Consider the following 24,525-nt stretch of genomic DNA (forward strand, 5'->3'; position numbering starts at 1 on the left):
GCGCCTCATGTCCCATCAAACACCACGATCGGCAACTATCAGGCCGATTCGCGCTTACGAATCGGTGAACTCGTCAGCCGCGGCTCATCGGCTGCGCTTCGCCGCCACCCATCTCAGGAAGCGATCGCGGGGCCAGGTGTTGGCGATCCTCGCTTTGGCGACCCATCCTCGCCGGGCGTTGCGAACCCCCCAGGCGACGTTCCCGAACTCCTTCGTGTGGTGCGAGTCCGTCGAGATGACGAAGGTGACGTCGTCGCGGTCGCGGGCCAGTCGCAGCAGGTCGCTCGGGACGTCGAGCCGGTCGAGGTGGCAGTTGATCTCGAGCCCGGTGCCGGTGTCGGAGGCTGCCCCGTACACGGCCTCGATGTCGACCTCGATCCCTGGACGCTTGCCGATGCGACGACCTGTCAGATGGCCGACGACGTTGACGGCAGGGTGGGCGATGGCGCGCAGGACCCGGTCTGTCTGCTCCGACTCACTCAGGTCGAATGCCGAGTGAACGCTCGCAACGCAGAAGTCGAATTCCATGAGGAACTCGTCGTCGTAGTCGAGAGACCCGTCCGGGCCGATGTTCAGCTCGGCGCCGTGGAGGATCGTCAGCTGCGGGTGCAGCCGGCGCAGACCGGCGATGACCTCTCGCTCCGATCTCACCTCGTCGCGGCTGAGGCCGTTGATCGCCAGGTTCTCCCCGTGCTCCGTGATGGCGATGTACTCGAGGCCACGCCTCGCCGCCTCGGCGACCATGTCCTCGAGGCTGCTCCTGCCGTCGCCGGACCAGGTCGAGTGGACGTGGAGGTCGCCCCGAATGTCCTTCTCCTCGACCGGGCGCGGCAGCGTGCCGGCCTCGGCCGCCTCGATCTCGCCCCAACCTTCTCGGAGCTCGGGGGCGATCAGGGGAAGACCGAGCGCCGCGTAGATCGCCTTCTCGGTCTTCGATGCGACGACCTCCTCGGTCTCGGCGTCTGCCAGGGCATACTCGTTGAGGATCCACCCGCGTTCGATCGCCCGTTGGCGCAGAGCGATGTTGTGCTCCTTCGAGCCCGTGAAGTAGAGGGTTGCGGCACCGAACTCCGAGGGTGCCACGACTCTCAGATCGACCTGGAGGTCTCCCGCGGTGAGAATCGACGCCTTCGTCTCGCCCTTGGCGACGACTTGGCGTGCCATCGGCATGGAGGTGAAAGCATCCATGACCGGCGCAGCGCTCGTGGCTGCGACGAGGATGTCGACGTCTCCGATCGTGTCGCGGAACCGCCGCAGGCTTCCGCAATACGTGACGTGTTTGGCCGCCGGGAGGCGTTCCAGGTGGGCAACGATCTCGAGGGCGACTCCCAGCGCCTGGATGATCGGAGTACGGCGATCCTTGCCGTGCAGACCCATCCGCTCGATTGCCTTGGCGATCTTCTCCTGTGACTTCGCCCCGAGGCGGGGCAGATCGGCGAGCGATCCCGCCTCGATGGCGTCACGCAGTCTGTCCACCGAGTCGATGCCCAACTCGTCCCTGAGCAACAACACGGTCTTCGGGCCGACCCCGGGGATGCGGGTCAGCTCGACGAACCCGGGCGGGTATTTGGCTCTCAGCTTCTCGAGTCCCGCCATGGAGCCGGTGGCGACGTACTCGAGGATCTTCTCGGCGGTCGACTTGCCGATCCCATCGATCCTCTGGAGCTCGGCCAGGCTCAGCCCGGCGACGTCGACCTTGGCGTCCCGGACGGCGGCGGCCGCCCTCTCGTAAGCGCGCACCCGAAAGGCCTGCGGGCTCCCTTCCTCCAGCTTCAACAAGTCCGTGTATTCGTAGAGGAGGCGAGCAACCTCGCCGTTGATGCCTGCCACACGCGCAATGTAGCCCTGCTCGCCACGAGCCGAGCCTTCGGTCGATCCGGCTCAGCGGCGCCCTCCCTCGGCTGGGAACGGAGCCGGCTCCAGCTCGAGCTCCTGCATCCTCGCAACGTAGATGCCGTAGGCACGGCGGGCCGCCCCGTGCCGACCGAGGGCCGCCATCGAGCGAACGAGCCCGAGGTGTGCCGGCTCGAGGTAGGCATCGCGCTCCAACATCCGCAGGTACAGCCGCGTGGCGGTCTCGTTGTCTCCCTCTCCTGCACAGGTCTCGGCGAGCACTCCCTGAATCCGCAGGCAGAGGTTGCGGCATTGCTCCCTCGTCGCCACCGCCCAGTCTTCATAGAGGTCCTCCTCGAGAAAGTCGCCGACGTAGCTCGACTCGGCCGCTTCCATCAGCGCCCGCCCCGCCAGCTGGTCGCCGGCGGCCCAGGCGCGCAGGCCCCGCTCCGCCGTCGCGATGAACTCGTCGACGTCGATGGCGATGCGCTCGGAGACCAGGCCGACCGTCTCTCTGTCCGCAGCCAGGAAATGGTCCTGGCTGTGCGCCTTGACAGGATCGAGCACGCTGCGGACCGTCGAGAGGGCCACCGAGAGGCGACTGGAAGCCTTGCCGGGGTCCTCGTCCGGCCACAGCCGATCGATGAGCACCTCGCGATGGACCGGCTTGCCGTGGCCGGCGACGAGCAACTTGAGGAGGTCCCGGGCCTTCTTGGACTGCCACTCCGCGTTCGGCACGGGCCCTTCGCCTCGGACGACACCGAAGCCGCCGAGGGTCTTGATCGTCAGCTCGGTCCGATCGCCCTCGTCGCCTTCCGAAGCGACCCGCTCGGCCTCTGCGGCGGCACCGAGGGCGCCGAGTCGCCGCAGCCGGATGGCGGCACTGCGCGCCATGTCTGCCGCCCTCTGCCCGGCCGCCAGCTTGGAGCGCTCCAGATCGACGAGCGCCTCCTGGAGCGGATCACCCATCTGCGTCCAGATGCGGGCAGCCTGATCGAGCATGGATGCCGCCTTCTCGCCGCCGACCGCAACGGCGCCCAGGGCGAGCGCCTCCGCCAGCCCGGGCAGATCGCGGCGCTGGCGCGCCACGTCGGCGGCACGGTCCGCAAGCTCTGCCGCCTCGTCGGGCCGCTTGCCTGCCAAGGAGACCCGCCCGGCTGCGACGAGGGCCGCCACGTGGCCGAGCACTGCGGAGTTGGCGACCGCCTCGCCTGCGAGACGTGCCGCCTCGTCGGCGTCCTCATCGACGAGGAGCATCGCCATGCCCGACAGGGACGGCACGAGCGCCTGGAGGTCGCCCTCCGCCTCCGCCAGCGAGAACGCCTGCTGGTACGCCGCCCTGGCGAGCGCAGTGTCGCCGCGCAGCCGGTACACGTCACCGAGGTGGGTCAACGGGTACGACTCGAGCTTCGACCCGACCCTCCTGTATATCGACCTGGCTTCCTCGAGATCCTTGATCGCCTCCTCCAACCTGCCCATGTGCAGCAACGCCTGGCCGCGGTTCGAGAGGGCGAGTGCTCGGAACGAGGCGAACCCGGCGAGGTCGGCGAGTCGCAGCGCCACGTCCAACTCCTCGAGCGCTTCCCCGAAGCTGCCTTCCTCGAGGCTGCGTGATCCCCTGTTCACCCTGATGCGGGTCGCCTGGAGCACGTCGCCGGCGCGCTGCGCGTGCTCGAGCGCACGCAGGTAATGGGTGTCGTTGGCGCTGCGGTCCGCCTCCATGGCGGCGACGAGTGCCATCGCCGTGTGCGCCGCCGCCAGGGCCTTCGGGTCCTGTGAGAGCCGGGCGGCGTCGAGCGCCTGCGACGCCAGCGACGCACACCGGTCGCGGTCGCCCCGCAGCCAGTGGGCGCTCGCCGTCCAGCCGAGCAGGATCGCCTCGTTGCCGAGGTCGGAACCGTCGACGACGCCTCGCTCGTACGCAACGAACGCCTCGTCGAGCTCGCCCTTGAGGTGATGCAGCAGGCCGATACGCCAGGCCATGGCGGCCGCGATCGCCCCGTGCTCCGGGATGACCATGCGGTATCGGTCGAGCGCCGCCTCCCAGTCTCCGATGACCTGGTGGGCCTCACCCTGGAGAAGCGTCAGGCTGTCGTCCCTCAGGTCATCGGGTACGAGCCGGCAGGCGGCGATCACGTCGTGCGCCGAGGCCGAGGCGAGGATGGCCCCGCCCCGAGCTCGCAGGAGCCTGGCAAGCTCGCCGTAGTCCTCCGCCGCCGCCAGGCAGCGCATGGCGTCGTCCTCGGCGCCGGCCGTCTCGTACCAGCGGCCCGCCTCGGCCAGGAGCGCCCTTCGGTCGTCGTCCGAGAGGCGCACCTTGGCTCGAATGAACTCCTGCATGACGGGGGTGAGTCGGATGGCGCCCCTCTGGTGCTCACTGTCCGCGAAGTACACGCCGCGCCGCACCGTCGTGTCCAGGCTCTCACCGCCGGCAGGCAACACCTTGCGGGCCATCTCGGCGTTCACCCAGGGCAACTCGGCGACGGCCGCCAGGAACTCGCGGTCGACCTCGGATTCCTGGCCGAGCACCTCCTCGGCCAGATAGTCGAAGAGTGGCCCGCGCACCACCTCGGGGAGAACCTCGTCGAGCGAGGTGGCGTCGCTCCAACGGAGAGCCTCTGCCGCCAGCCGGGTAGCGGCAGCCCACCCGGCCGTCCTCGACCAAACGCTCGAAGCCAGGGCGCTGCCGCGCTCCCCGAGCACCACATCCAGCAGGTCTCCGACCTCCTCCTCGGTCATCGCCAGTTCGGCCGCCGGCACGTCGAGCACGTGGCCCTCCATCGCCAGGCGGGCGGTCGAGAATGGAAGGGCCCTGCGGGAGCCGACGACGACGTGGAGACGATCAGGTGCGTTACGGCACAGGCCGGCCACGAACCGGGCGCTCGCCTGAGAGTCGCCGATCTCGTGGAGGTCGTCGAGGATCAGCACGAGATGCCTGCTCAGGGCGGCGGCCAGCTCCTGGCAGAGGAGCGCCGCGTACATCTCTGCCCGAGCCGGCTCGTCGGAGTCGGCGTCACGGCTGCCGCCACTCTCGATGGCGTACACCAGGTCGGCCGAGAGTCCCGGTATACGGAGCCGGACGGCGTCGAGCACGGATCTGGCCAGGGTCGTCCAGCCGGCGTCGTTGGCCGTCACCATGTGCCACGCCACGGGTTGCGACGCCGACCACTGCCGCAGCAATGTGGTCTTGCCCGACCCGGCTCCGGCGATCAAGGTGGTGAGCCGCCTCGAGAGCAGCTCGTCGAGCCGCGCTTCGAGCCGCGGGCGCGCCACCGACGCCTCGTCGCCGTCCCACCCTGATCCGCCGAGAGAAGTCAATGCCCGATCCTCGGTCGTCGTGAGCAAGAACGAGGATAAAGGGCGCGCGCTGAGTAGTCGCCGGTGGGCCGGACCGCCAAGCCGGAGGACGCCGGGGCGTCGGGGCGCCCCGGGGCCGCCGACCGACCTGGCAGAAGGCCCGAGGGTGCGATCGCCCTCGGGCCTTCAGCTTTCCCCCTTGACGGGCTCCCCTTGGTCGCCACGCGTTCCGCTCGTCGTGAGCTCGTGCAGCAGGCTCCGCAACACGGCGACGAGCTCGTCGCCGGACATGAAGCGGCGCTCCTCCCCCCTGCGCACGTCCATCGCGAGGCCCCGAAGGTCGGAATCGCCGTCCTCCCATCCGCGGTAGATCCGCAGGATGAATGTCTCCATGGCCCTGCGGTTCCTTCCTTCGTCTCCCGCTGGGAGCACCATATCGAACGGGCTTCGGGAAGCCTTCAGGTGCCGGGTCCGCCGTGCAAGCCGGGCGTCAGAAGGCGAGGCCCGCGAAGGCGAAGAAGACGACAACGAGGGCGGCCCCCTCGTACCGGACGATCCGTCCACCGGATCGGTAGAACAACCCAGCTACCAGGGCGGTGGCCACCATGAGTCCCAGGGCGGGAACCCCGAGGCTCTCGAGGACCCCGGGGCCGATGAGGCCGGCAGTTCCGGCGACGGCGAGCGAGTTGAACAGGTTCGAGCCGAGGACGTTCCCGATGACCAGGTCGGACTCGCCGCGGCGGGCGGATGCAACCGCAGTGGCGAACTCCGGGAGGCTGGTACCGACGCCGAGGAGCAGGCCGAGGAACGTCGGCGACCATCCCAGCCGCTCCCCGACGTCGAGCGCACCGTCGAGGAGCAGGTCGGCTCCCATGATCGTCGCCACCAGGGCTACGAATCCGATGACGAGCTCCGACACGGGACTCCTCTGGATCGGGCCTGCCATCTGCTCGACCTCTTGCTCGATGACACCGTCCTCCCTCGACCAGCGGAGGATCAAAATGGCCGAGACCATCATCGCAGCAGCGAGCGCCCCCGCTTCGAGCCGGCCGATGCGATGGTCGACGAGTACGGCCGACAAGGCGACGGCGGAGGCCAGCATGAGCATCCCCTCGCGTCGCAGCACCCGGAGGTGGGCGACGACGGGCGAGACGAGGGCGGCGGCTCCGAGCACCAGCGTGACGTTCGCCACGTTCGAGCCGACGATGTTCGCCATGGCGACGTCGAGCTCGCCCCCGCGAGCCGCCAGCATCGAGACGAGCAGCTCAGGCAACGACGTGCCCAGGCCGACCACGAGGGCGCCGATCATCACTGCGGACACCCCGAATGCCCTGCTCACGCGCACCGCCGACACGACCAGCCGATCGGCTGCGACGACCAGCAGCGCCAGCCCGGCGACGATGACTGTGAGCGACCAGGCCACGTGAACCCCATCGAGTCGAGGGACCGGGATGGTAAACGGGCACCGAGGATGCATCTGCTGGCCCCACTATTCTGGCCCGCCATGAGCCGCATCACGGACAGGGTCCACCAGACGTGGATCACGTCGGAGCGCCCGATACCCACCAACTTCGTCAGGCCGTTGATGAGGTTCACCCAACTCGAGGCGTCGGGCGGGTTCGTGCTGCTGGCGGCGGCGATCCTCGCCCTGGTCTGGGCCAACAGCCCGGTCGGGCAGTCCTACACCGACCTGTGGGAGAGCCACATCACCATCGGGGCCGGGCCACTGCACTTCGACCACTCGCTGAAGGACGTCGTCAACGACGCCCTCATGGCGATCTTCTTCTTCGTCGTCGGCCTCGAGATCAAACGGGAGCTCGTCGTCGGCGATCTCAACGACCGGAAGAGGGCTGCGCTGCCTGCGATCGCGGCGTTGGGAGGGATGGTCTTCCCGGCCCTCATCTACGTGGCGTTCGTTGCCGGATCCGACCTCCCGGCCGAGGCGATGCGCGGGTGGGGGATCCCTATGGCGACCGATATCGCATTCTCGGTGGGGGTGATCTCCCTGCTCGGCACCAGGATCTCCACGGGCGCCAAGCTCTTCCTCCTCGCTCTGGCGATCGCCGACGACATCGGGGCGATCGTCGTGATCGCCGTCTTCTACACGTCGGACCTGGCGCTCGGCTGGCTGGGCCTGGCGCTGGCCGGTCTCCTCACCGTCTACGTCGGTCAGCGAGTCGGGATCCGGTCGCTCGGGTTCTACTGGGTCGTCGGCATCGCCGTCTGGTTCTGTGTGTTCGAATCCGGGGTGCACGCCACTCTCGCCGGGGTGGCGCTCGGCCTCATGACGCCCGTCTGGCCGTGGTATTCCGACGACGACTACTACCGAAGGGCGAAGCTCATCCTCGACCGCTTCGAGATGGAGTCGGCAGACCCGAGGGGCCGCGACCGTGTCGACTTCAGCGCTCTGTCGCTGGCGTCGGTGTCGAGGGAGTCCGTGTCGCCGCTCGACAGGCTGGAGACGGCGATCCACCCGTGGTCCTCGTTCTTGATCGTGCCGATCTTCGCCCTCGCCAACGCAGGAGTGCGGTTCACACAGATAGATGTCGGCGAGGCGCTCACGAGCGCCGTCTCGCTGGGTGTCGCCTTCGGCCTCGTCGCCGGCAAGACGATCGGCATCACCCTCGCCACCTGGCTGGCCGTTCGGTTCGGCGCCGGCAAGCTGCCGAGGCGCACCGGGTTCCGTCAGGTCGTCGGGCTGGCCGCCATCGCGGGTATCGGCTTCACCGTCTCACTGTTCGTGACGGAGCTCGCCTTCGAAGACGAGTTCCTCACGGACGCAGCCAAGATGGGCATCTTCCTGGGATCGCTCGTCGCCGGAGTCATCGGATACGCAATCCTCAAGGGCAGCCCCACTCCGGAGGCGACCATGCACGCCGGACTCGAGATGATCGGGCTCGAGGGCATCGACGGCAGGTACGACCCGGACCTCTCGGAGGCCGCCCTCGAGCCACCGGCGCCGAGCTGACCATGCCGTGGCGCATGGCGGCGGCTGCGAGCCCTGCGGCGACTCGGGCGGCGGTCATCGCTTGGCGACTGTCGCTCGGGTGGCTGGCAGGCAGGTGGTTCACGCTCGTCGGCACGAGTACCGGTGAGAGCGTGCGGCGGAGCATCGTGCCGTTCGCGATGGCCGAGGGCACGCTGTACGTCGTTGCGCCGCCGGGCGCTCCCTGGCTCGGCGATGTCGCCAGGAGGCCGATCGCGCAGGCGCAGGCGCATCCTGGGCCGCTCGCCGTCCGGGCACGCCCGCTGCACCGCGACGAGGAGCCTCGCGTCGCCGAGCTGTTCCGCCGGGTTGCGCCCGACCTCGCAGCCACCGACCGCCGGCGGTGGCTGGCCCTTCAGCCGACGGGCGACCGGCCGCCGGACCCGGTGGTCTCAGACCTCATGTGGGTGTGGGGCGTCGCAGCCGCGGCGATGGCGGTGCGGTTTCTGTCGGGTAGCCCGCGAGGATGTCAGCCCTCGCCTGCGAGACGTCGCTCTGCAATCGCCAGGTAGTCCTCGCTGATGTCGTACCCGACGTAGTGCCTCTTGGCCTCGGCGGCGGCGATCGCAGTCGATCCCGCTCCCACGAAGGGATCGAGGACGAGGTCGCCCCTGAACGTGTACAACTCGATGAGGCGGCGCGGCAACTCGACCGGGAACGGCGCTGGGTGGCCGACGCGCCTGGCAGAGGCCGGGGCGATCTCCCAGATGGACGTCGTCGCCGCCAGGAACTCGGCCTTGTCGATCGAGTCCGTGCCGTCCTTGCGTCGCCTGAAGTCCTCCTTGCTCGCCACAAGCACGTACTCGTGCACGTCGCGCAACGTCGGGTTCTTGGCGGATTGCCACGATCCCCATGCGCACGAGCCACCGGCGCTCTTGGACTTCTGCCAGATGATCTCGCCCCGCAGCAGGAATCCGATCTCGCCGAGCACGCCTGCGACGAGGTGATTCATCGGCAGGTACGGCTTGCGCCCCAGGTTGGCGACGTTCACCGCCACCCGGCCGCCGGCCTCCAACACCCGATACGTCTCCGTCAAGACGGTGCGGAGCAATCCCAAGTACTCGTCGAGCGACAGGTCGCCGTCGTAGTCCTTGCCGACGTTGTACGGCGGTGAGGTGACCATGAGGGCGACACACCCGTCAGGAAGCTGTTCCATCGTCTCACTCGACTGGCAGAAGAGCCTGTCGAGCACGCCCGGCGGCGGCTCGGTCACCACCTTCGTCGGTTTCGGTCCCCCGGCAGGTGCGGCCATGCGCCTGGCATAGAACGCCGATGCGTCATGGCTCTCGCGCTTGCCCGCGCCGAAGGTCGCAGTGGTGGTCGCCAAGGGGGAAGCCTCCTGGCGGAAACCGTAGCAGTCGGCGATTCGGCCCCCAGGCAATCGAGGCTCCGGCTACTCCCAGAGCGCCTGTCCCGGCTCGGGCTGGCGGTGCAGCTCGTAGATGTTGGCTAACGCCTCCAAATCGTCCCGGGTACGCACCAGCGCCAGCGCCCGGTAGTAGCTCCCGCCCTCGAACGCATCGAGCCTCGCCCAGTGGTCCGGCAACGCCGGCGACGAGAGCACCTGGACCTCGACGGGACGCCCGCTCTCCGTGAGCACGATTCCCGGGTACTCGTTCCCGTCGACCCACGGCAGCCGGTAGACGACGCCCCGCACCGCGGCAACGTGCCACGTCCCGGCGATGTCGGCAACTGCGTGGTGATTCACCTCGCCCGGCGCCAGCGAGCCGTAGACCGCCAGGTGGTGTGAGGCACCGAAGCGCTCCTCCACGAGGCGCTCCCGGGCGATGGCGGCGTCGTCGGGCCGGCCGCCCCGGCGGCGCCTCAGGTTGATCTCCCGGAGGACGTCAGCCAGCCGTTCGATCGGCGCGGCCACTCAGGAGGGGTTGCGAGCGGCTCGGTAGCTGCCGAGCACCCGCAGCTTCGCCAGCGTCGCCGGCGGTGGATCGACGACGGCGGCGAGCCCTGCCGGGCCCGGCTCGTGCTCGAGATCGACGAAGAACCGATAACGCCACGCCTCGTCACTCGGGCGCGACTCGATCCTCGTGAGGTTGGCGCCCCGCAGCCCGAGCTCGGTGAGTGCCAGGGCGAGCGCACCGGGGGTATGCCCCGTCATGAACAGGACGGTCGACTTGTCGTCGTCGGGGTCGATCTGCGGTTCGCCGGGAGCCAGCACGACGAACCTCGTCGTGTTGTGGTCGCGATCGAGGAAGTTCTCGGCAAGCACCACCAGGCCGTGCGGCCCGGCCGACTCGGGGGGTGCGAGGGCGGCGACGGTCGGGTCGCCCATGGCGGCGACCTCCCGGACCGCCCCTGCGGTGTCTGCCGTCGGGACCTCGTCGACGCCGAGCTCCAAGAGGCGTGCTTCGGCTTGGGCGAGGGCTTGGACGTGCGATCGAACCGATTTGATCTGATCGACGGTCGCTCCTGGGACTCCGAGCAGGGCGTGACGCACCTCCACGAGGTGCTCGGCGACGATCGAGATCGGCCCATGGCCGGGGCTGCCCGGGAGACGGTCGAGCACCGCGAGCACGCTCCCGGTCGTAGAGTTCTCGACGGGCAAGACGAGCCGCTCGACGTCGCCGGACTCGAGCGCCGCGAAGCAGGCCACGAACGTCGGCAGCGCCACCGGTTCGCCTTCGGGGAACGTCTCGGTCGTCGCCCGAAAGCTGTATGAGTGTGGCTCACCCTGGTAACCGATCCGCATGACCAGCCAGGGTAGACGTGAGGGTCACTCGCCCGAATGTGGCGGGCGGCGACGGAAGCCATCCACGGCGGAGCCGGCGTTTCGCCTGCGGGTGCTCAGCCACGCCGCCGTAGCAATGACGGCCGCGGCGGCCGCACCGAGCGCCGGCGCCAGGGGGAAGGCGCCGTCAGGAGCCGGCTCGGACTCGGCGGTGGAGACGGGGCGTGCATCGGCCGGCCTCAACGACTCGATCTCCGACGTCATGACCTGGGTGGCGGTGCACGCGTTGTCCTCGAACGGCGGGGCGGTGTTGGCCGGCACGAACAGGTAGCGCCGCCTGAGCAGGAACGTCCGGTCGACCGACGTGAAGACACCTGGCTGGTCGTCGGCCGCCCCACGCACGACGACGACTCTGTCCAGGTCAGGACCTGCCCAGATCTCTTCCGGCTGCACGACCGCATGGCGCTCGTCGCCATCGAACCCGACGACGGTACCGACGAAGACCACAGGCGCGGAAGCGATCACCTCGCCGAGTGGAGGGGGGAGCACGCAGGAGGCGCCCGCCGGGCCGGCGGTGACGATCAGGCAGGCGAGTGCTGCTCCGGCGACCAGGGACTTCACGCAGGTGGGACGCCCATCGGGCGGTCGAGGTTCCGGCACGTCACCCTTTCCGCCGAGCTGTTCGTCTGTCCGACCAAGACGCAAGAACGGAGAGAGCCATGTCGACCTCGCAAACGGGCAGCACATTCTCGAGGATCTCCGCCGTCGCGTGGACGGTCGTCCCGATCACGTGGATGACGGCGGCGGTGCTCGAGCGCGGGCGCGACTGGGAAGGTCTCCCATCGGCCGTATGGGGCATCGGGTGGTTGGCGCTCGTCGTCGCTGGGGCGGCGACCGTCATGGCCGTCGTCCGGACCCGGGACAGGACGGACCGCAGAGGCCTCAGGCGGGGCGGTATCGCCGCCATGGGCGCCGGCCTCGCCGTCTCGGCGATCGCACCATGGGCGATCCCGGTGTGGAGCGCTCTCTACGGTGTGGCGATGCTCCTCGTGGCGGCGTCGGGCCGCGGTGGGGCTGCGGCCCGGCTGACCGGGTTCGCCTTCCTGGCTGCGGTCGGATCCCTCATCGTTCTCACCGCGCTGCGGGTCGGCACACCAGACAGCTTCGGAAACCGCCCGGTGGCGTGGACCGTGGCGACGATCATCGCCACCGTCGGCGCCGCCGGCGGGATGGTGGTGTGGCCGAGCGGTGCGCCTTCGAGCGTCGAAACCCGCTCCGCCGCCGTGGCCTGAACCGGCGAGCCAGCCCGATCCCGTTAGCCTTGGCGGCTCTCCAACCGATGTAGGGCGGGATGGGCCACGACACACGAACCTGTGAGCACTGCGTCGCGGCGCGGCGCGCCGAGACGGCGCCCGATCGTCCCCCGGCGTGGGTATCCGAGGCGGTCTTCTATCAGATCCTCCCCGACCGGTTCGCCATGTCGGACGAGGTCCCCAAGCCGGGACCTCTGCACCCGTGGGACGAACCGCCGACGTTTCACTCCTACGCGGGCGGCGATCTCGTCGGGATCATCGAGCACCTCGACCACCTCGAGCGACTCGGAGTCAATGCGATCTACCTCAACCCGATCTTCAAGTCGGCCTCGCCGCACCGCTACCACACTCACGACTACTACGCGGTGGACACGATGCTCGGGGGCGCAGCAGCACTCGGCGACCTCCTCGGCCGGTGCCACTCCCGAGGCGTCCGCGTCATCCTCGACGGCGTCTTCAATCACGCCAGCCGCGGCTTTCTCCAGTTCAACGACATCGCCGAGAACGGGCGCAGCTCGCCGTACTGGGATTGGTTCCACGTCCACGACTGGCCGCTCCTCCCGTACGACGAGTCGCGACCCCCGGTCTACGAGGCCTGGTGGGGAATGAAGGCGCTGCCGAAGTTCAACACCGAGAACCCCCTGGTCCGCGAGTACCTGATGGCGGTGGCGGAGCACTGGACGGGTGTCGGGATCGACGGCTGGCGCCTCGACGTGCCGGAAGAGATCAAGACGGAGGGGTTCTGGGAGGAGTTCCGGGCAAGGGTGCGTGCCGTCAACCCCGACGCCTACATCGTCGGCGAGGTGTGGAGCCCGGGGTCGCCGCTGTGCACAGACGGGAGGCGACTCGACGGCGCCATGAACTATGCGCTCGGCAGCGCCATCATCTCGTTCACGGCCGGGGAGCGAATCGACCCGGCGCTGCGCATCGGCAACCCGTGGTACGACCTCTCGCCGAGCGACGCCGCCGGGTACGCCTCGCGTGTCGAAGCCATCCTCGGCAGCTATCCCGGCCACGTGAACCTCGCCAACCTCAACGTGCTCGACTCGCACGACACCGCCCGCATCCTCAGCGTGGCAGGCGGCGACAAGGACACGGTGCTGCTGGCGGCGTTGCTCCAGCTGACCCATCCGGGGGCGCCGTGCATCTACTACGGCACCGAGGTCGGGCTGCCGGGAGGCCTCGACCCGGACAGCCGGAGGACGTTCCCGTGGGACGAGGCTCGATGGGATCACGATCTGTTGGACGCCTACCGCGACCTCGTTGCTCTCAGGGCTTCGACGGGTGCGCTGCGGTCCGCCCGATACTCGACGGTCTACGCCGACGGACAGGTGCATGTGAGCCTGCGCGGCGACGGCCCCGAAGCCGTATACGTGCTGGTGAACGCGGGAACCGAGACGGTGGCCGTCCCCCTCGAGGCGGCCGGCACCCTCCTGTGGGGGGAAGCCGTCGTCCAAGGCGGGACGATCAAGCTGGCGCCGCGTCGCGGGGCGGTCCTCTCCTCGTCGTAGGCGAGGCCGTGTCGCGATTCGATCGGACCGGACGTACCATGAGCGGGATGGCAGCAGGGGCTCCCACCTCCGAGTTCGACGCGCCGATCGCGAGCGAGGCGTTCGGGGGAAACACCTGGCTCGTCGACCAGATGTACCGGCAGTATCTCGACGCCCCGAACTCGGTGAGCGCGGCCTGGCAGGACTTCTTCTCGGACTACCGGCCTGGCGCGACGGTCTCGCCGCCGGTTCCGCAGAGGGAGACGGCGGTCCCGCTCGGTGAAGGCAACGGCGGCTCGACGACCACCGAGGCGCCGTCGCCTGTTCCTGTGGCGCCATCACATGCTCCCGAGGCGCCGCCGCTTCCCGACTTCGCGGTCCCGACCGAGCTCAAAGGGGCGCCGGCGACGATCGCACGGCGCATGGAGGAGTCGCGAGACATCCCGACTGCCACGTCGGTTCGGACGTTCCCGGCCAAGCTGCTCGAGGTCAACCGACGCATCATCAACAACCAGCTCGCCCGGCTGGCCGATGGCGGCAAGGTGTCATTCACCCACGTGATCGGGTGGGCGGTGGTGCGCGCCCTGCGGGAGCACCCCGACATGAATGCCGCCTACCGGCTGATGGACGGCAAGCCGCACCGCATCCAATACGAGCACATCAACCTCGGTCTGGCGATGGACATGGAGCGCAAGGACGGTGGGCGAACCTTGCTCGTGCCGAACATCAAGTCAGTCGACACGATGGACTTCAAGAGCTACTGGGAGGCGTACGAGGACGTCGTCCGCCGCGCCAGGTCGGGCGACATCACCCCGGACGACTTCGCCGGCACGACGGCAACACTGACGAACCCGGGCACCGTCGGCACCGTGCAGTCCGTCCCGCGGCTCATGACCGACCAAGGCGTGATCGTCGGGGTCGGCGCCATCGGCTTCCCGCCGGAGTACGAAGGGTCCGACCCCCAGACGATCGCCATGGCGGGCATCGGTCGGACTCTCACGATGACGTCGACGTATGACCACCGCATCATCCAGGGTGCCGAGAGCGGCACGTTCCTGGCCAGGGTGCACGAACTACTGGTTGGTGCCGACGACTTCTACGACGAGATCTTCCAGTCGATGGCGATCCCCTACGTCGCGGCGAGATGGGCCGTCGACTCCAATCCCCCTCCGGGGAGCCGACCGTGGGCGGAGAAGCAGGCCCGGGTGTTCCAACTCGTGAACATGTACCGCGTTCGCGGTCACCTCATCGCCGACCTGGACCCGCTGCGCCAGACCCCTCCCAAGATCCATCCCGAGCTCGATCCCCTCACCTATGGCCTCACCCTGTGGGACCTCGACCGGGAGTTCGCCACCGCAGGGTTGGCAGGCAAGGAACGGATGAAGCTGGGCCAGATCCTCGGCGTCGTGCGCGATGCCTACTGCCGCTCGGTCGGCATCGAGTACATGCACATCCAGGAGCCCGATCAGAAGCTGTGGATCCAACAGCACGTCGAGGACACCCCCGCCGAGCTCGAGCCGGAGGAGAAGCGCAGGATCCTCCAGAAGCTCAACGAGGCGGAAGCGTTCGAGCGTTACCTGCACACGAAGTTCCTGGGCGCCAAGCGGTTCTCGCTGGAGGGCTCCGAGTCACTCATCCCGCTGCTCGACGCCATCCTCACCGCATCCGCCGAATCCGGGATGCAAGAGGTGGCGATCGGAATGGCCCACCGCGGTCGCCTCAACGTGCTCGCCAACATCATCGGAAAGAGCCTGGTGTCGATCTTCAGGGAGTTCACCAAGTCGGACGACGCAGCAGCCGACCCGACTTTCTCGGGTGACGTCAAGTACCACCTCGGCGCCGAAGGCATCCACCGAACGCCCGACGGCGCCCAGATCGACGTGCGCGTCGTCGCCAACCCGAGCCACCTCGAGGCCGTCGACCCGGTCCTCGAGGGGTTCGTGCGAGCCCGGCAGGATGCCCTCGGCTCCGGCGCCGACGACCTCGTGCTTCCCCTCCTACTCCACGGCGACGCCGCCTTCTCCGGCCAGGGCGTGGTGGCCGAGACCCTCAACCTCTCTCAGCTCGGGGGCTACTACACGGGTGGAACGGTCCACATCGTCATCAACAACCAGGTCGGGTTCACGACGTCGAGCCTCGACGCCCGCTCGAGCTTCTATGCGACCGACATCGCCAAGGCGGTCCAGGCGCCGATCTTCCACGTCAACGGGGACGACCCCGAGGCAGTGGTGCGTGTCGCCCGGATCGCCTTTCAGTTCAGGCAGGCGTTCCACAAGGACGTGGTCATCGACTTGGTGTGTTACCGGCGCCATGGCCACAACGAGGGAGACGAGCCGACGTACACCCAGCCCCGCATGTACAAGCTCATCGAGAACCGCATGTCGGCGCGCAAGGTGTACCTCGACCGCCTCGTGCGCAACGGCGAGTTGACGATCGCCGAGGGGGAGGCGGTCCTCGACAACTTCAGGCGGCTCCTCGACACCGCCCTCGATGCGACGAAGCAGGCCCCGATCCGAGAGGCCGTCCGGCAAGAGCCCCACCCTTCCGGGTTCCCGGACACGAGGATCCCCGCCGATGTCGTCGAGCGCATCCAGAGGAGACTGCGTGCGCTTCCCGACGGCTTCACCGTGCACCCGAAGCTGGCGCGGCAGCTCCAACAGAGACACGAGCTGGCGGCTGCCGGCTACGCCGACTGGGCCTTGGGCGAGGCCATCGCTTTCGGGTCACTCGCCATCGAGGGTCACTCCGTTCGCCTGGCGGGTGAGGACTCCCAGCGTGGCACGTTCAGCCACAGGCACGCCGTCCTCGTCGACTACGAGACCGAGGAGGAGTACACACCGCTGGCGAACATCGACCCGAACCAGGGGACGATCAGGATCTACGACAGCCTGCTCTCCGAGTTCGCCGCGGTCGGGTTCGAGTATGGGTACTCCGTCGGCGCCCCCGAAGCGCTCGTCATGTGGGAGGCGCAGTTCGGCGACTTCGTGAACGGCGCCCAAGTCGTCATCGACCAGTTCCTCGTGTCGGGAGCCGACAAGTGGCACCAGAGCTCGACGCTCGTGCTCCTGCTGCCACACGGGTTCGAGGGCCAGGGACCGGAGCACTCATCGGCACGCGTGGAGCGGTTCCTCCAGAACGCCGCCGAGGACAACATCAGGGTGGCGGTGCCCTCGACCCCGGCGCAGCTCTTCCACATGCTGCGAAGCCAGGTTCACCACGAGTCGAAGGCCCCGCTCATCGTCATCGCCCCGAAGTCGCTGCTGCGGACGAAGGAGACCTACAGCCCGCTCGCCGACTTCAGCGAGAAACCGTTCCAGCCGGTCATCCCGGACGACCAGGTCGCCGCAGGCGCCAAGCGGGTGATCCTGTGCTCCGGCAAGGTGTACTACGACCTGGTGCGGTATCGGGCCGAGCACGCCGTCGACGACGTCGCCGTGATGCGCGTCGAGATGCTCTACCCGTTCCCCGCTCAGGCGATCCTCGACGCCCTCAAGCCGCACGACGGGGCCGAGCTCGTCTGGGTGCAGGAGGAGCCGGCCAACATGGGCGCCTGGCGCTTCATGTCGCGCAACCTCTTCGTGAACGCCGCCCTGCCGTCCCGCGGCATCTATCGCAAGGAGAGCGCCAGCCCGGCGACCGGAAGCGCCGCCACCCACGCCAAGGAGCAACAAGCCCTGATAGAGCTGGCCTTTCAGTAGCAGGGGAATCAGTGGCGCGGGGCCGTCAAGCCGTCAGCCTTCGCCTGAAGGCAAGCGTCGCCAGGGCGGTGAGCCCTGCCGCCATCGCCAGCAGGACGCCGAGCTGACTTCCGATGTCCAGGATCGTCCCGCCACGCCTCACGAGCTCGGCGAAGCCGTCCAGTAGCCAGGCGTGCGGCGTGAAGCGAGCAACCGTCTTCATCCCTTCGGGGAAGATCTCGATCGGGACCATGGCGCCGCCGAGGGCGGCAATGCCGAGGGCCGCGAAGACGCCGACAGCGCCGGCCTGCTCCACGTTCGACAGCATCGAACCGAGCAGCATGGCAGCCCCGGCGCCGACCAATGAGAATGCGACCAGAAGCGCGGCGGCACCGATCGGGTCGCCCCAATCGACTCCGAAGACCACGAGTGCGCCGATGATCACGACGAGGCCCTGGGTGACGGCCACGGCGAACCGGCCGAGCAGCTCTCCTGCGATGATCTGGCCGCTCGACGTCGGAGTCGAGAGCATCCGCCTGCTCACCCCGAAGTTCCTCGTCTCGATGAGGGCAACGGCGCCGGTGAGGGACGTGATGAAGACGAAGAGCGCCAGCTCCTGGGCGGCGCCCAGGTCGAAGCGTCCGAGGTTCTCGAAGAGCGACTCGCCCGTCGTCTCCACGGTGACCTCGACTCCCGGCACGGAATCGGCCGCGGCCCTCGCCGCCTGAAGCGTTTGGTCGAATGGCGTGTCACCGATGGCGGCGACGACACCTGCCGCCAGGATCGCCCGCGACTGCCGGGCGACGGCGGCCGCCACTGCGGCTTGCAGCTGCCGGGCGAGCTGGTCCGGTCCTGCGACGTAGTCGATCTCTGCGACGCCCCCGGAGGTGAGCGTGGCGTCGTAGTCGGCCGGAATGACCGCGCCTGCGACGATCCTTGCCCTCTGCACGTCGTCTCTCAGGGTGTCGGCATCGACGACGACCTCGACGGCAAGCCCTTCAGTCTGCCTGAGCCCTTCGGTCAGCTCGGAGGCGAGCGCCGTGTCGGGGGCAACGACACCGAGCGTTGGCTCGAAGCTGCCGCCGAACGTGGCTCCGATGACGAGGATGAGCAGCATCGGGAAGATGAACACGAAGAAGATGCTCGATCGGTCCCTGAGCAGGCGGCGCACCGCGTTCAGGGCGATCGCCAGGACCTTTCTCATGCCTCCACCATCCTTCTCAGCCGGGTCGCTGCCAATCCGGTCGCCACCAGGGCGAATGCCAGCATCCCCGCCAGCGGCCCGGCCAGCTCGGCGAGACCGGCAGCGGCGGCGTTGTCTGCGACGCCGCGCAGGAACCAGGCGTGGGGCGTCAGCAGCGACACCGTCGCAAGCGCATCGGGACCCTGCTCGATCGGGAAGAAGGTGCCGCCGAGGAGCCCGAGGACCACGGCGACGACCGATTGCCAGTTCGCAGCCTGCTCCGGCGTCTTCGCCATCGTGGCTACGAGCGCCATGATCCCCAACGCGGCGGCGACGCCGGCGAGGACGAGGAGCAAGACGCCGAAGGGGTTGCCCCAATGCGCCCCGACGGTGACCGTCGTGCCCAGCGCCAAGACGACCATCGAGACGACTCCGACGACGAATGCGGCGATCGCCTTCCCTGCGATGATGGCGCCCGGGCCGATCGGGGCGGCCAGGAGTCGCGGCAGCGTGCCGTCCGTTCGCTCTGCTATGAGGCTGGAGACACCGAACGACACCGTGAAGAACAGGAAGAAGACCGCCATCCCGGCGGCCAGGTACGTCGCCGAGTCGAGTACCTTCGACTCGGCGGTGATGTCGGCGATCGTCACCGGGTCCGGCGCCTCCATGGCAGAGGACACCACGCCCGGGACGTCCGTCACTCCTTGGGCGATGGCGGTGGCGACTGCTACCTGGGTGGCGGTGATGCGGTCGGCGTAGCTACGGGCGATCGAGGCGGCGATGAGCGTGGCGGTCTGCCCGTCGGCGTTGCCGATGACCGACATCGAGGCAGGGCGGCCCGTCGTGGCCGCATCGCCGAATCCCGGCGGGATCACGTAGGCCACGTCGAGCTCGCCTTCGTCGACGAGGCGCCTGGCCTCGCCGGCGTCGTCGACGGAGCGCACATCGACGAGACCCGTCGATTCGACCGCAGAGAGCGTGGTGGCGAATCCCGAGGACACGTCGCTGCCGTCGTCGTCCACCACGGCGACGTCTATGACGAACTCTCCTCCGCCGAAGTCGGGGAGTATCTGCCCGAAGATGAGTGCCAGCCCGAGCGGCGCCAGGATCCCGAGGACGAAGGCCGACCGGTCGCGCATCCGCAGTCGCAGGTCCTTGGCGGCGATCAGGAATGCGGCCGTCACGTCAGTCCCGGAGCGCCTTGCCCGTGAGGTGGAGGAAGACGGCCTCCAGGTTCGGCTCGGTGACGATCACACCCGCCAATCCGATACCGCGCTGCGAAGCGGCCGTGATGATCGCCGGGAGCCGGGACCGGGCGTCGGAGACGAGGAGCTGGACGGCGGAGTCGGCCGCGCTCACCTGGTGCACGCCCTCGAGCCCCTCGAGGGCGTGCACCAGGTCGACGGCTCCCGTCGACACGTCGAGACGCACTCTGTCCAACTCGCCGACGAGGCCGACGAGCTCTCGCTGGGTGCCCTCGGCGACGATGCGGCCGGCGTCGATGATCCCGACCCGGTCGCAGAGGCGCTCCGCCTCCTCGATGTAGTGGGTCGTGTAGAGCACTGAGATGCCCTCGCGCCCGAGTGCCTCGACGCTCTCGAGGATGGCGTTGCGGCTCTGCGGGTCGACCCCGACGGTCGGCTCGTCGAGGATGAGCAGCTCCGGCTCGTGGAGCAGCCCGATCCCGATGTTGAGTCGGCGCTTCATGCCGCCCGAGTATTGGTCGGTTCTGTCTCCAGCCCTGTCCTCCAGGCCGATCACGACGAGCACCTCTTCGATTCGCCCCGCAAGCGTCGCCTTGTCGATCCCGTACAACCTGCCGAAGAACGCCAGGTTCTCGGCGGCGGTCAGATCGGGGTACACGGCGATGTCCTGGGGCACGTAGCCGATGCGAGACCTCACTGCGGAGTGCCCCGGCGAGACGGGCTCAGCGCCGAGGGCGACGGTCCCGGCGTCCGGCTCCAAGATCCCCGCGACCATCGAGATCGTCGTCGTCTTGCCTGCTCCATTCGGCCCGAGGAGCCCGTACGTCTCGCCGGGCGCGATCGAGAAATCGACTCCGTCGACCGCGATGAGGTCGCCGTAAGCCTTCCGCAATCCGCGGCACACCAACGTTGCGGTCATCTCATCCTCCTGCCGCCGCACGAACATAGACGTCTTCATACTCTGCCGCCCTGGCGTCCCATGACCAGTCACGCGTCATTCCTCGGACTTGGAGGGCGCGCCACACCCGCGGCCGCTCGGCGTACGTGGTGATTGCCCTGCCGATGGCCGACTCGAGCGCATCGGGGGTGAACGACCGGAACCCGAAGCCCGTCGCCTCGTCGGGGTCCTCGTCGAGATCCACGACACTGTCGGCGAGCCCACCGACGAAGTGGACGATGGGAGGGGCTCCGTACCGCATCGCATAGAGCTGCCCGAGTCCGGACGGCTCGAAGGCGCTCGGCATGAGATAGGCGTCGACCCCGGCCGACACGAGCCTGGCGAGGGGCTCGGAGTACGGGAGGTGCGCCACCATGCCGGGGTGGGCCTGCACCCACTCGTCGACAGCGAGGTCGAGCTCACCGTTGCCGACCAGCACGAGACGCACCCCTGCCTCGATGGCAGGAGCGAGCAGCGGCTCCAGCAGGTCGAGTCCCTTCTGGAATGACATTCGCCCGACGTTGCCGAGCACCACGCCGTCGTCGATGCCGGCAGCGGCGATCAGCTCGGCACGGCAGGCCGCCCTTGCCCTGAGTCGCCTGATCGAGAAACGCTTCGGGAGCGTCGGATCGGCCGCAGGATCCCACGAGCGGTCGTCGATCCCGTTGAGGATGCCCACGATGCCGTTGGGGCGTTCCCGAATGACTCCCCCGAGCCCAAAGGACGTCTCGTCGACGGTGAGCTCGACGGCGTGAGTCGGCGAGACCGTGGTGACGACGTCTGCTGCGACGATGCCTGCCTTCAGGTAGTTGGCACCTTCCCACCACTCGAGGGCACCCGTCGCCCAGGTCGCCTCCACTGGTGCCCCCAGCAGCAGCGCAGCCGCGTCGAGTGGAGCGTGCATCTGATGGGCGGCGTTGTGGATCGTGAGCACCGTCGGGCTCGGCGTGAGCAGGGCCGCCGCCGCCACGTGGGCGTCGTGCAGATGGAGCACGTCGAAGCCTGCGGCGAGGTCGGCCACGGCCCTCGTGAACACACCGAAGCGCAGCCAGTTGTCCTCGTACCCGGTTCCCGGCTCTGGACCGTACACGCCGGGCCTGTCGAAGACGCCGTCGGCGAAGGCGATGACGCGGATCGGATGGCTGGCGAGCTCCACCCAGGGTTCGTCCCCCGGGGTGACCCCGATGTCCCGGTAACCGGGCACCGCAATGGTGAGGTCGTGGCCGCGCCGCGCCAGCGCCTCCGAGAGCCCGGCGACTGCGTTGCCCAGACCCCCCGTGGTCACGTATGGCGCCAGCTCGGCGACCGCGACGAGGGCTCGCATCCCGCCGAGGGTATCAGCGGGGCGTCGTGGTGCTAGTGCTTCCGGGCCTCGACCCTGCCGTTCGGATTGGCCGGCCGAGGCACACGGAGAGCCACCTCACCCCAGGCCAACGCCAGGATGCACCTGCCGCAATGCTGGGGAGCGGCGTGGCGTATCTCGGTCTCCGACCCACATCGGATGCATGTCGTCATGTCTGCGTCCCTACTGGCCAACTGGGATGACATCGGCAGGAACGATACGAGACTTGATGCTGAGAGTGGTGGATCTCGGCGATGACCGTCACACTGAGTGGCGGCGAGTGTGGGTCAGACGTCGCCGAGCGACTGCTCCGCCAGGAGCATGGCCAGATCCTTCACCTGGACACGCTCGCCTGCTCCGAGCTCTTTGACGCCGTCGTCGAGCATCACGAAGCAGAATGGGCAGCCGGTAGCCACCACATCGGCACCGGTGGCGATCGCTTCCTCCGAGCGCTCGATGTTCACCTTCTTGCCGGTTGGCTCCTCCATCCACATGCGCCCGCCACCCGCACCACAGCAGAAGGAGCCTGTGCCGTTGCGGGGCATCTCGACGAGCTCACCGGCGCGGCCGACGACCTGGCGCGGTGCGACGAAGACGCTGTTGTGGCGGCCCAGGTAGCACGGGTCGTGGTACGTGATCGTCTGCCCGTTGCTGCGCGGCGTGATCTTCCCCTCATCCACGAGGCGGACGAGGAGCTCACTGTGGTGGATCACCTCATAGTTGCCCCCGAACTGCGGATACTCGTTGCCGAGCGTGTTGAAACAGTGCGGGCACTGGGTGATGATCTTGGAGATTCCGAGGTCGTTGAGGGTTTCGATGTTCTGGAGCGCCAAGCCCTGGAAGACGTACTCGTTGCCGGTGCGTCGCGCCGGATCGCCTGTGCACAGCTCACGCGGTCCGAGGATGGCGAAGTCCACCCCAGCCTCGTCGAGCAGCCTGGCAGTCGAGATCGTCACCTTGCGGTTGCGGTCGTCGAACGAGCCGGCACAACCGACCCAGTAGAGGTACTCGGCTTCCACCCCAGGCTCTCCGAGCACCTTCACCGGGAAGCCGAGCTGGTCGGTCCAGTCGCCCCGGGTGCTCTGCGCCATCCCGTAGACGTTCGACGAGTTCTCCATCGAGACGTATGCCTTGCCGAGCTCCGACGGGAACTCGGCCTGCATGAGCGAGAGGTAGCGGCGCATGTCGAGGATCTTGTCGAGTATCTCGATGTTCACAGGGCAGATCTCGTCACACGCCCGGCAAGTGGTGCAAGCCCACAGCTCCTCCGGGGTGATCCGCTCGAACACGTTGTCTGCCGTCACGGTGATGCCGGCATCGATGGCGACGGGCGTGGAGATGGGGGGCGTGGAGGTTCGTGCGGCCACCTCGCCCAGCTTGAGGACGATCTCACGTGGATCGAGCGCCTTACCGGTCGTGTTGGCAGGGCACACTGACGTGCAGCGACCGCAGACCGTGCAGGCGTCGGTGTCGAGGAGTTGCTTCCACGTGAACTCCGCCGTGGCAGCGGCGCCCACCGTCTCGATGTCGGTCGCCTCCATGAGGTTCGGCATCTCCCGCATGGCCCCGATCGGGCGCCGGCGCGGCGACAGATACATGTTCACTGGGGACGTGACCATGTGGCGCAGCTTCGTCGTGGGGAGCACGACCAAGAAGACCAGGAACGTCACGACGTGAGCCATCCACAGCGCCTGGTGGATCCCGGAGGCAGATCCGGCGGGCACCAGGGCGCTCAGCGGATACCCGACGAACGACCACACCTCGAAGGATGGTCGCCCGGCGACGGCGATCCTGGCGGCCTCGACGAGCAAACCTGTGACGCCGATCGCCGCCAGGGTGACGAGCATGACGGCGTCGTCGGGGCGGGTCTTGGAACGGATCCGCCACGGCGGCGTGCCGTAGCGCCGCACGGCCGCCCACGTCAGGCCACCGAGATAGATGAGCCCGAACAAGTCGAGCGTGAACGAATACCCCTGGTACACCGGGCCGTGCAGGAACTTCAACCCGGCCGGCAAGAGGTGGTCGATCTCGAGCGTCACTGTGCCGAGGAACAGCACGATGAAGCCGTAGTAGATGGCGGCGTGCATCATGCCGGCGGCCGGGGACTCGAGAAGGGTCTTCATCGCCAAGCCCTCGCGAAGCTCGTGGAGCCGGCGTTTCAGCATGCGACTCCTGTCCTCGTCGGCCCCTCGCAGCCAGTTGGCGGCGCGCAGGGCGAACAGGTGGAACGTGAGGAGCAGGAACCCGGCAACGGCGAAGTAGAACATGGCGACGATGACGCCCGGCACGTTGCCGAAGACCCGGCGGCCGATCTCGGGCTCTGTCTCGGCAGACCAGGTGCCGGCCCACCACAGGACCAACGTCCCCACTGCCGCCAGAGCTCCGAGCGCCAGGAGCACGACTGGAATCGACGGGCGCCGCCGCGTTGGAGTGGCGGGCTCGTCCGTGCCCTTCTCCGGTGCAGCTGTGGCCGTCACTCGACGCTCGCTCGGGTCGCCATGGCGCTCCCCTCCCAGGTCGTCGCCCGTACGGCGAGTGTACCGGGAGGCTGCTGTTCGCTGGTTTCCCTGAGGTTT

At 68.5% G+C, this 24,525-nt stretch carries 18 protein-coding genes; 5 read left to right on the top strand and 13 right to left on the bottom strand.

Annotation, left to right across the window (positions count from 1 at the left end):
• Positions 1 to 84: 84 nt before the first annotated feature.
• The 4 genes from polX to VGC47_06425 all read right to left on the bottom strand — a co-directional run bounded on the left by polX (position 85) and on the right by VGC47_06425 (position 6,553).
• Entirely contained in the window at positions 85 to 1,830 is a 1,746-nt protein-coding gene (gene polX / locus VGC47_06410; protein ID HEX9854927.1) for a DNA polymerase/3'-5' exonuclease PolX, read from the bottom strand.
• A 51-nt stretch (positions 1,831 to 1,881) separates the two neighbouring features.
• Positions 1,882 to 5,151 (bottom strand): tetratricopeptide repeat protein, encoded by a 3,270-nt coding sequence (locus VGC47_06415; GenBank protein HEX9854928.1) that lies wholly within the window; start codon positions 5,149 to 5,151, stop codon positions 1,882 to 1,884.
• Between the two features lie 165 nt (positions 5,152 to 5,316).
• A complete protein-coding gene (locus VGC47_06420; GenBank protein ID HEX9854929.1) occupies positions 5,317 to 5,523 on the bottom strand; it encodes a hypothetical protein in 207 nt (68 codons plus the stop codon).
• Positions 5,524 to 5,620: 97 nt separating this feature from the next.
• Positions 5,621 to 6,553 carry a calcium/sodium antiporter gene (locus tag VGC47_06425; GenBank protein HEX9854930.1) on the bottom strand — a complete coding sequence of 311 codons (933 nt, stop codon included), beginning with the start codon at positions 6,551 to 6,553 and terminating at the stop codon, positions 5,621 to 5,623.
• Between the two features lie 81 nt (positions 6,554 to 6,634).
• On the opposite strand from VGC47_06425, the gene nhaA reads away from it, so the two are divergent.
• Both nhaA and VGC47_06435 read left to right on the top strand, forming a co-directional pair.
• The gene (gene nhaA, locus VGC47_06430; GenBank protein ID HEX9854931.1) at positions 6,635 to 8,098 is read left to right on the top strand and encodes a Na+/H+ antiporter NhaA; all 1,464 of its coding nucleotides are present in this window, start codon (positions 6,635 to 6,637) and stop codon (positions 8,096 to 8,098) included.
• Positions 8,099 to 8,100: 2 nt separating this feature from the next.
• On the top strand, positions 8,101 to 8,628 hold the full coding sequence (locus tag VGC47_06435) for a hypothetical protein (protein HEX9854932.1): 528 nt from the start codon (positions 8,101 to 8,103) through the stop codon (positions 8,626 to 8,628).
• Here VGC47_06435 and VGC47_06440 read toward each other — a convergent pair.
• From VGC47_06440 to VGC47_06455, 4 genes are all read right to left on the bottom strand, one after another.
• On the bottom strand, positions 8,586 to 9,443 hold the full coding sequence (locus tag VGC47_06440) for a site-specific DNA-methyltransferase (GenBank protein ID HEX9854933.1): 858 nt from the start codon (positions 9,441 to 9,443) through the stop codon (positions 8,586 to 8,588). The two genes, VGC47_06435 and VGC47_06440, sit on opposite strands and share 43 nt — an antisense overlap.
• A 66-nt stretch (positions 9,444 to 9,509) precedes the next feature.
• A complete protein-coding gene (locus VGC47_06445) occupies positions 9,510 to 9,992 on the bottom strand; it encodes a gamma-glutamylcyclotransferase family protein (protein HEX9854934.1) in 483 nt (160 codons plus the stop codon).
• Positions 9,993 to 10,823 (bottom strand): prephenate dehydratase domain-containing protein, encoded by an 831-nt coding sequence (locus tag VGC47_06450; GenBank protein HEX9854935.1) that lies wholly within the window; start codon positions 10,821 to 10,823, stop codon positions 9,993 to 9,995. It abuts the gene before it with no gap.
• Positions 10,824 to 10,847: 24 nt separating this feature from the next.
• Positions 10,848 to 11,423, bottom strand: coding sequence for a hypothetical protein (locus VGC47_06455; GenBank protein ID HEX9854936.1), 576 nt, complete (start codon positions 11,421 to 11,423; stop codon positions 10,848 to 10,850).
• Positions 11,424 to 11,521: 98 nt separating this feature from the next.
• On the opposite strand from VGC47_06455, the gene VGC47_06460 reads away from it, so the two are divergent.
• The 3 genes from VGC47_06460 to VGC47_06470 are packed head-to-tail and all read left to right on the top strand — an operon-like array spanning position 11,522 to position 17,303.
• Complete coding sequence (locus VGC47_06460; GenBank protein HEX9854937.1) at positions 11,522 to 12,094, top strand: hypothetical protein; 573 nt, start codon at positions 11,522 to 11,524, stop codon at positions 12,092 to 12,094.
• 59 nt (positions 12,095 to 12,153) lie between these two features.
• The gene (locus VGC47_06465; GenBank protein HEX9854938.1) at positions 12,154 to 13,626 is read left to right on the top strand and encodes a glycoside hydrolase family 13 protein; all 1,473 of its coding nucleotides are present in this window, start codon (positions 12,154 to 12,156) and stop codon (positions 13,624 to 13,626) included.
• Positions 13,627 to 13,673: 47 nt separating this feature from the next.
• Positions 13,674 to 17,303, top strand: coding sequence for a multifunctional oxoglutarate decarboxylase/oxoglutarate dehydrogenase thiamine pyrophosphate-binding subunit/dihydrolipoyllysine-residue succinyltransferase subunit (locus tag VGC47_06470; protein ID HEX9854939.1), 3,630 nt, complete (start codon positions 13,674 to 13,676; stop codon positions 17,301 to 17,303).
• Between the two features lie 25 nt (positions 17,304 to 17,328).
• Here VGC47_06470 and VGC47_06475 read toward each other — a convergent pair whose 3' ends face one another.
• From VGC47_06475 to VGC47_06495, 5 genes are all read right to left on the bottom strand, one after another.
• Positions 17,329 to 18,486: an ABC transporter permease gene (locus tag VGC47_06475; GenBank protein HEX9854940.1), complete on the bottom strand. Its 1,158-nt coding sequence runs from the start codon at positions 18,484 to 18,486 to the stop codon at positions 17,329 to 17,331.
• Positions 18,483 to 19,649 (bottom strand): ABC transporter permease, encoded by a 1,167-nt coding sequence (locus VGC47_06480; protein HEX9854941.1) that lies wholly within the window; start codon positions 19,647 to 19,649, stop codon positions 18,483 to 18,485. The genes VGC47_06475 and VGC47_06480 overlap by 4 nt, the downstream gene beginning before the upstream one ends.
• Position 19,650: 1 nt before the next feature.
• Positions 19,651 to 20,589, bottom strand: a complete 939-nt coding sequence (locus VGC47_06485; GenBank protein ID HEX9854942.1) for an ABC transporter ATP-binding protein — start codon at positions 20,587 to 20,589, stop codon at positions 19,651 to 19,653.
• A gap of 1 nt (position 20,590) precedes the next feature.
• Entirely contained in the window at positions 20,591 to 21,931 is a 1,341-nt protein-coding gene (locus VGC47_06490; protein ID HEX9854943.1) for a glycogen/starch synthase, read from the bottom strand.
• Between the two features lie 305 nt (positions 21,932 to 22,236).
• The gene (locus VGC47_06495) at positions 22,237 to 24,426 is read right to left on the bottom strand and encodes a heterodisulfide reductase-related iron-sulfur binding cluster (protein ID HEX9854944.1); all 2,190 of its coding nucleotides are present in this window, start codon (positions 24,424 to 24,426) and stop codon (positions 22,237 to 22,239) included.
• Positions 24,427 to 24,525: the final 99 nt, after the last annotated feature.

The organism is Acidimicrobiia bacterium (assembly GCA_036396535.1).
Classification (GTDB): Bacteria; Actinomycetota; Acidimicrobiia; order Spongiisociales; family UBA5794; genus DASWKR01.

Coding starts and splice junctions, on each gene's coding strand:
- VGC47_06420 (HEX9854929.1), bottom strand. CDS start 5,523: ATGGAGACATTCATCCTGCGGATCTACCGCGGATGGGAGGACGGCGAT.
- nhaA (HEX9854931.1), top strand. CDS start 6,635: ATGAGCCGCATCACGGACAGGGTCCACCAGACGTGGATCACGTCGGAG.
- VGC47_06435 (HEX9854932.1), top strand. CDS start 8,101: ATGCCGTGGCGCATGGCGGCGGCTGCGAGCCCTGCGGCGACTCGGGCG.
- VGC47_06450 (HEX9854935.1), bottom strand. CDS start 10,823: ATGCGGATCGGTTACCAGGGTGAGCCACACTCATACAGCTTTCGGGCG.
- VGC47_06460 (HEX9854937.1), top strand. CDS start 11,522: ATGTCGACCTCGCAAACGGGCAGCACATTCTCGAGGATCTCCGCCGTC.
- VGC47_06465 (HEX9854938.1), top strand. CDS start 12,154: ATGGGCCACGACACACGAACCTGTGAGCACTGCGTCGCGGCGCGGCGC.
- VGC47_06470 (HEX9854939.1), top strand. CDS start 13,674: ATGGCAGCAGGGGCTCCCACCTCCGAGTTCGACGCGCCGATCGCGAGC.
- VGC47_06475 (HEX9854940.1), bottom strand. CDS start 18,486: ATGAGAAAGGTCCTGGCGATCGCCCTGAACGCGGTGCGCCGCCTGCTC.
- VGC47_06485 (HEX9854942.1), bottom strand. CDS start 20,589: ATGACCGCAACGTTGGTGTGCCGCGGATTGCGGAAGGCTTACGGCGAC.
- VGC47_06490 (HEX9854943.1), bottom strand. CDS start 21,931: ATGCGAGCCCTCGTCGCGGTCGCCGAGCTGGCGCCATACGTGACCACG.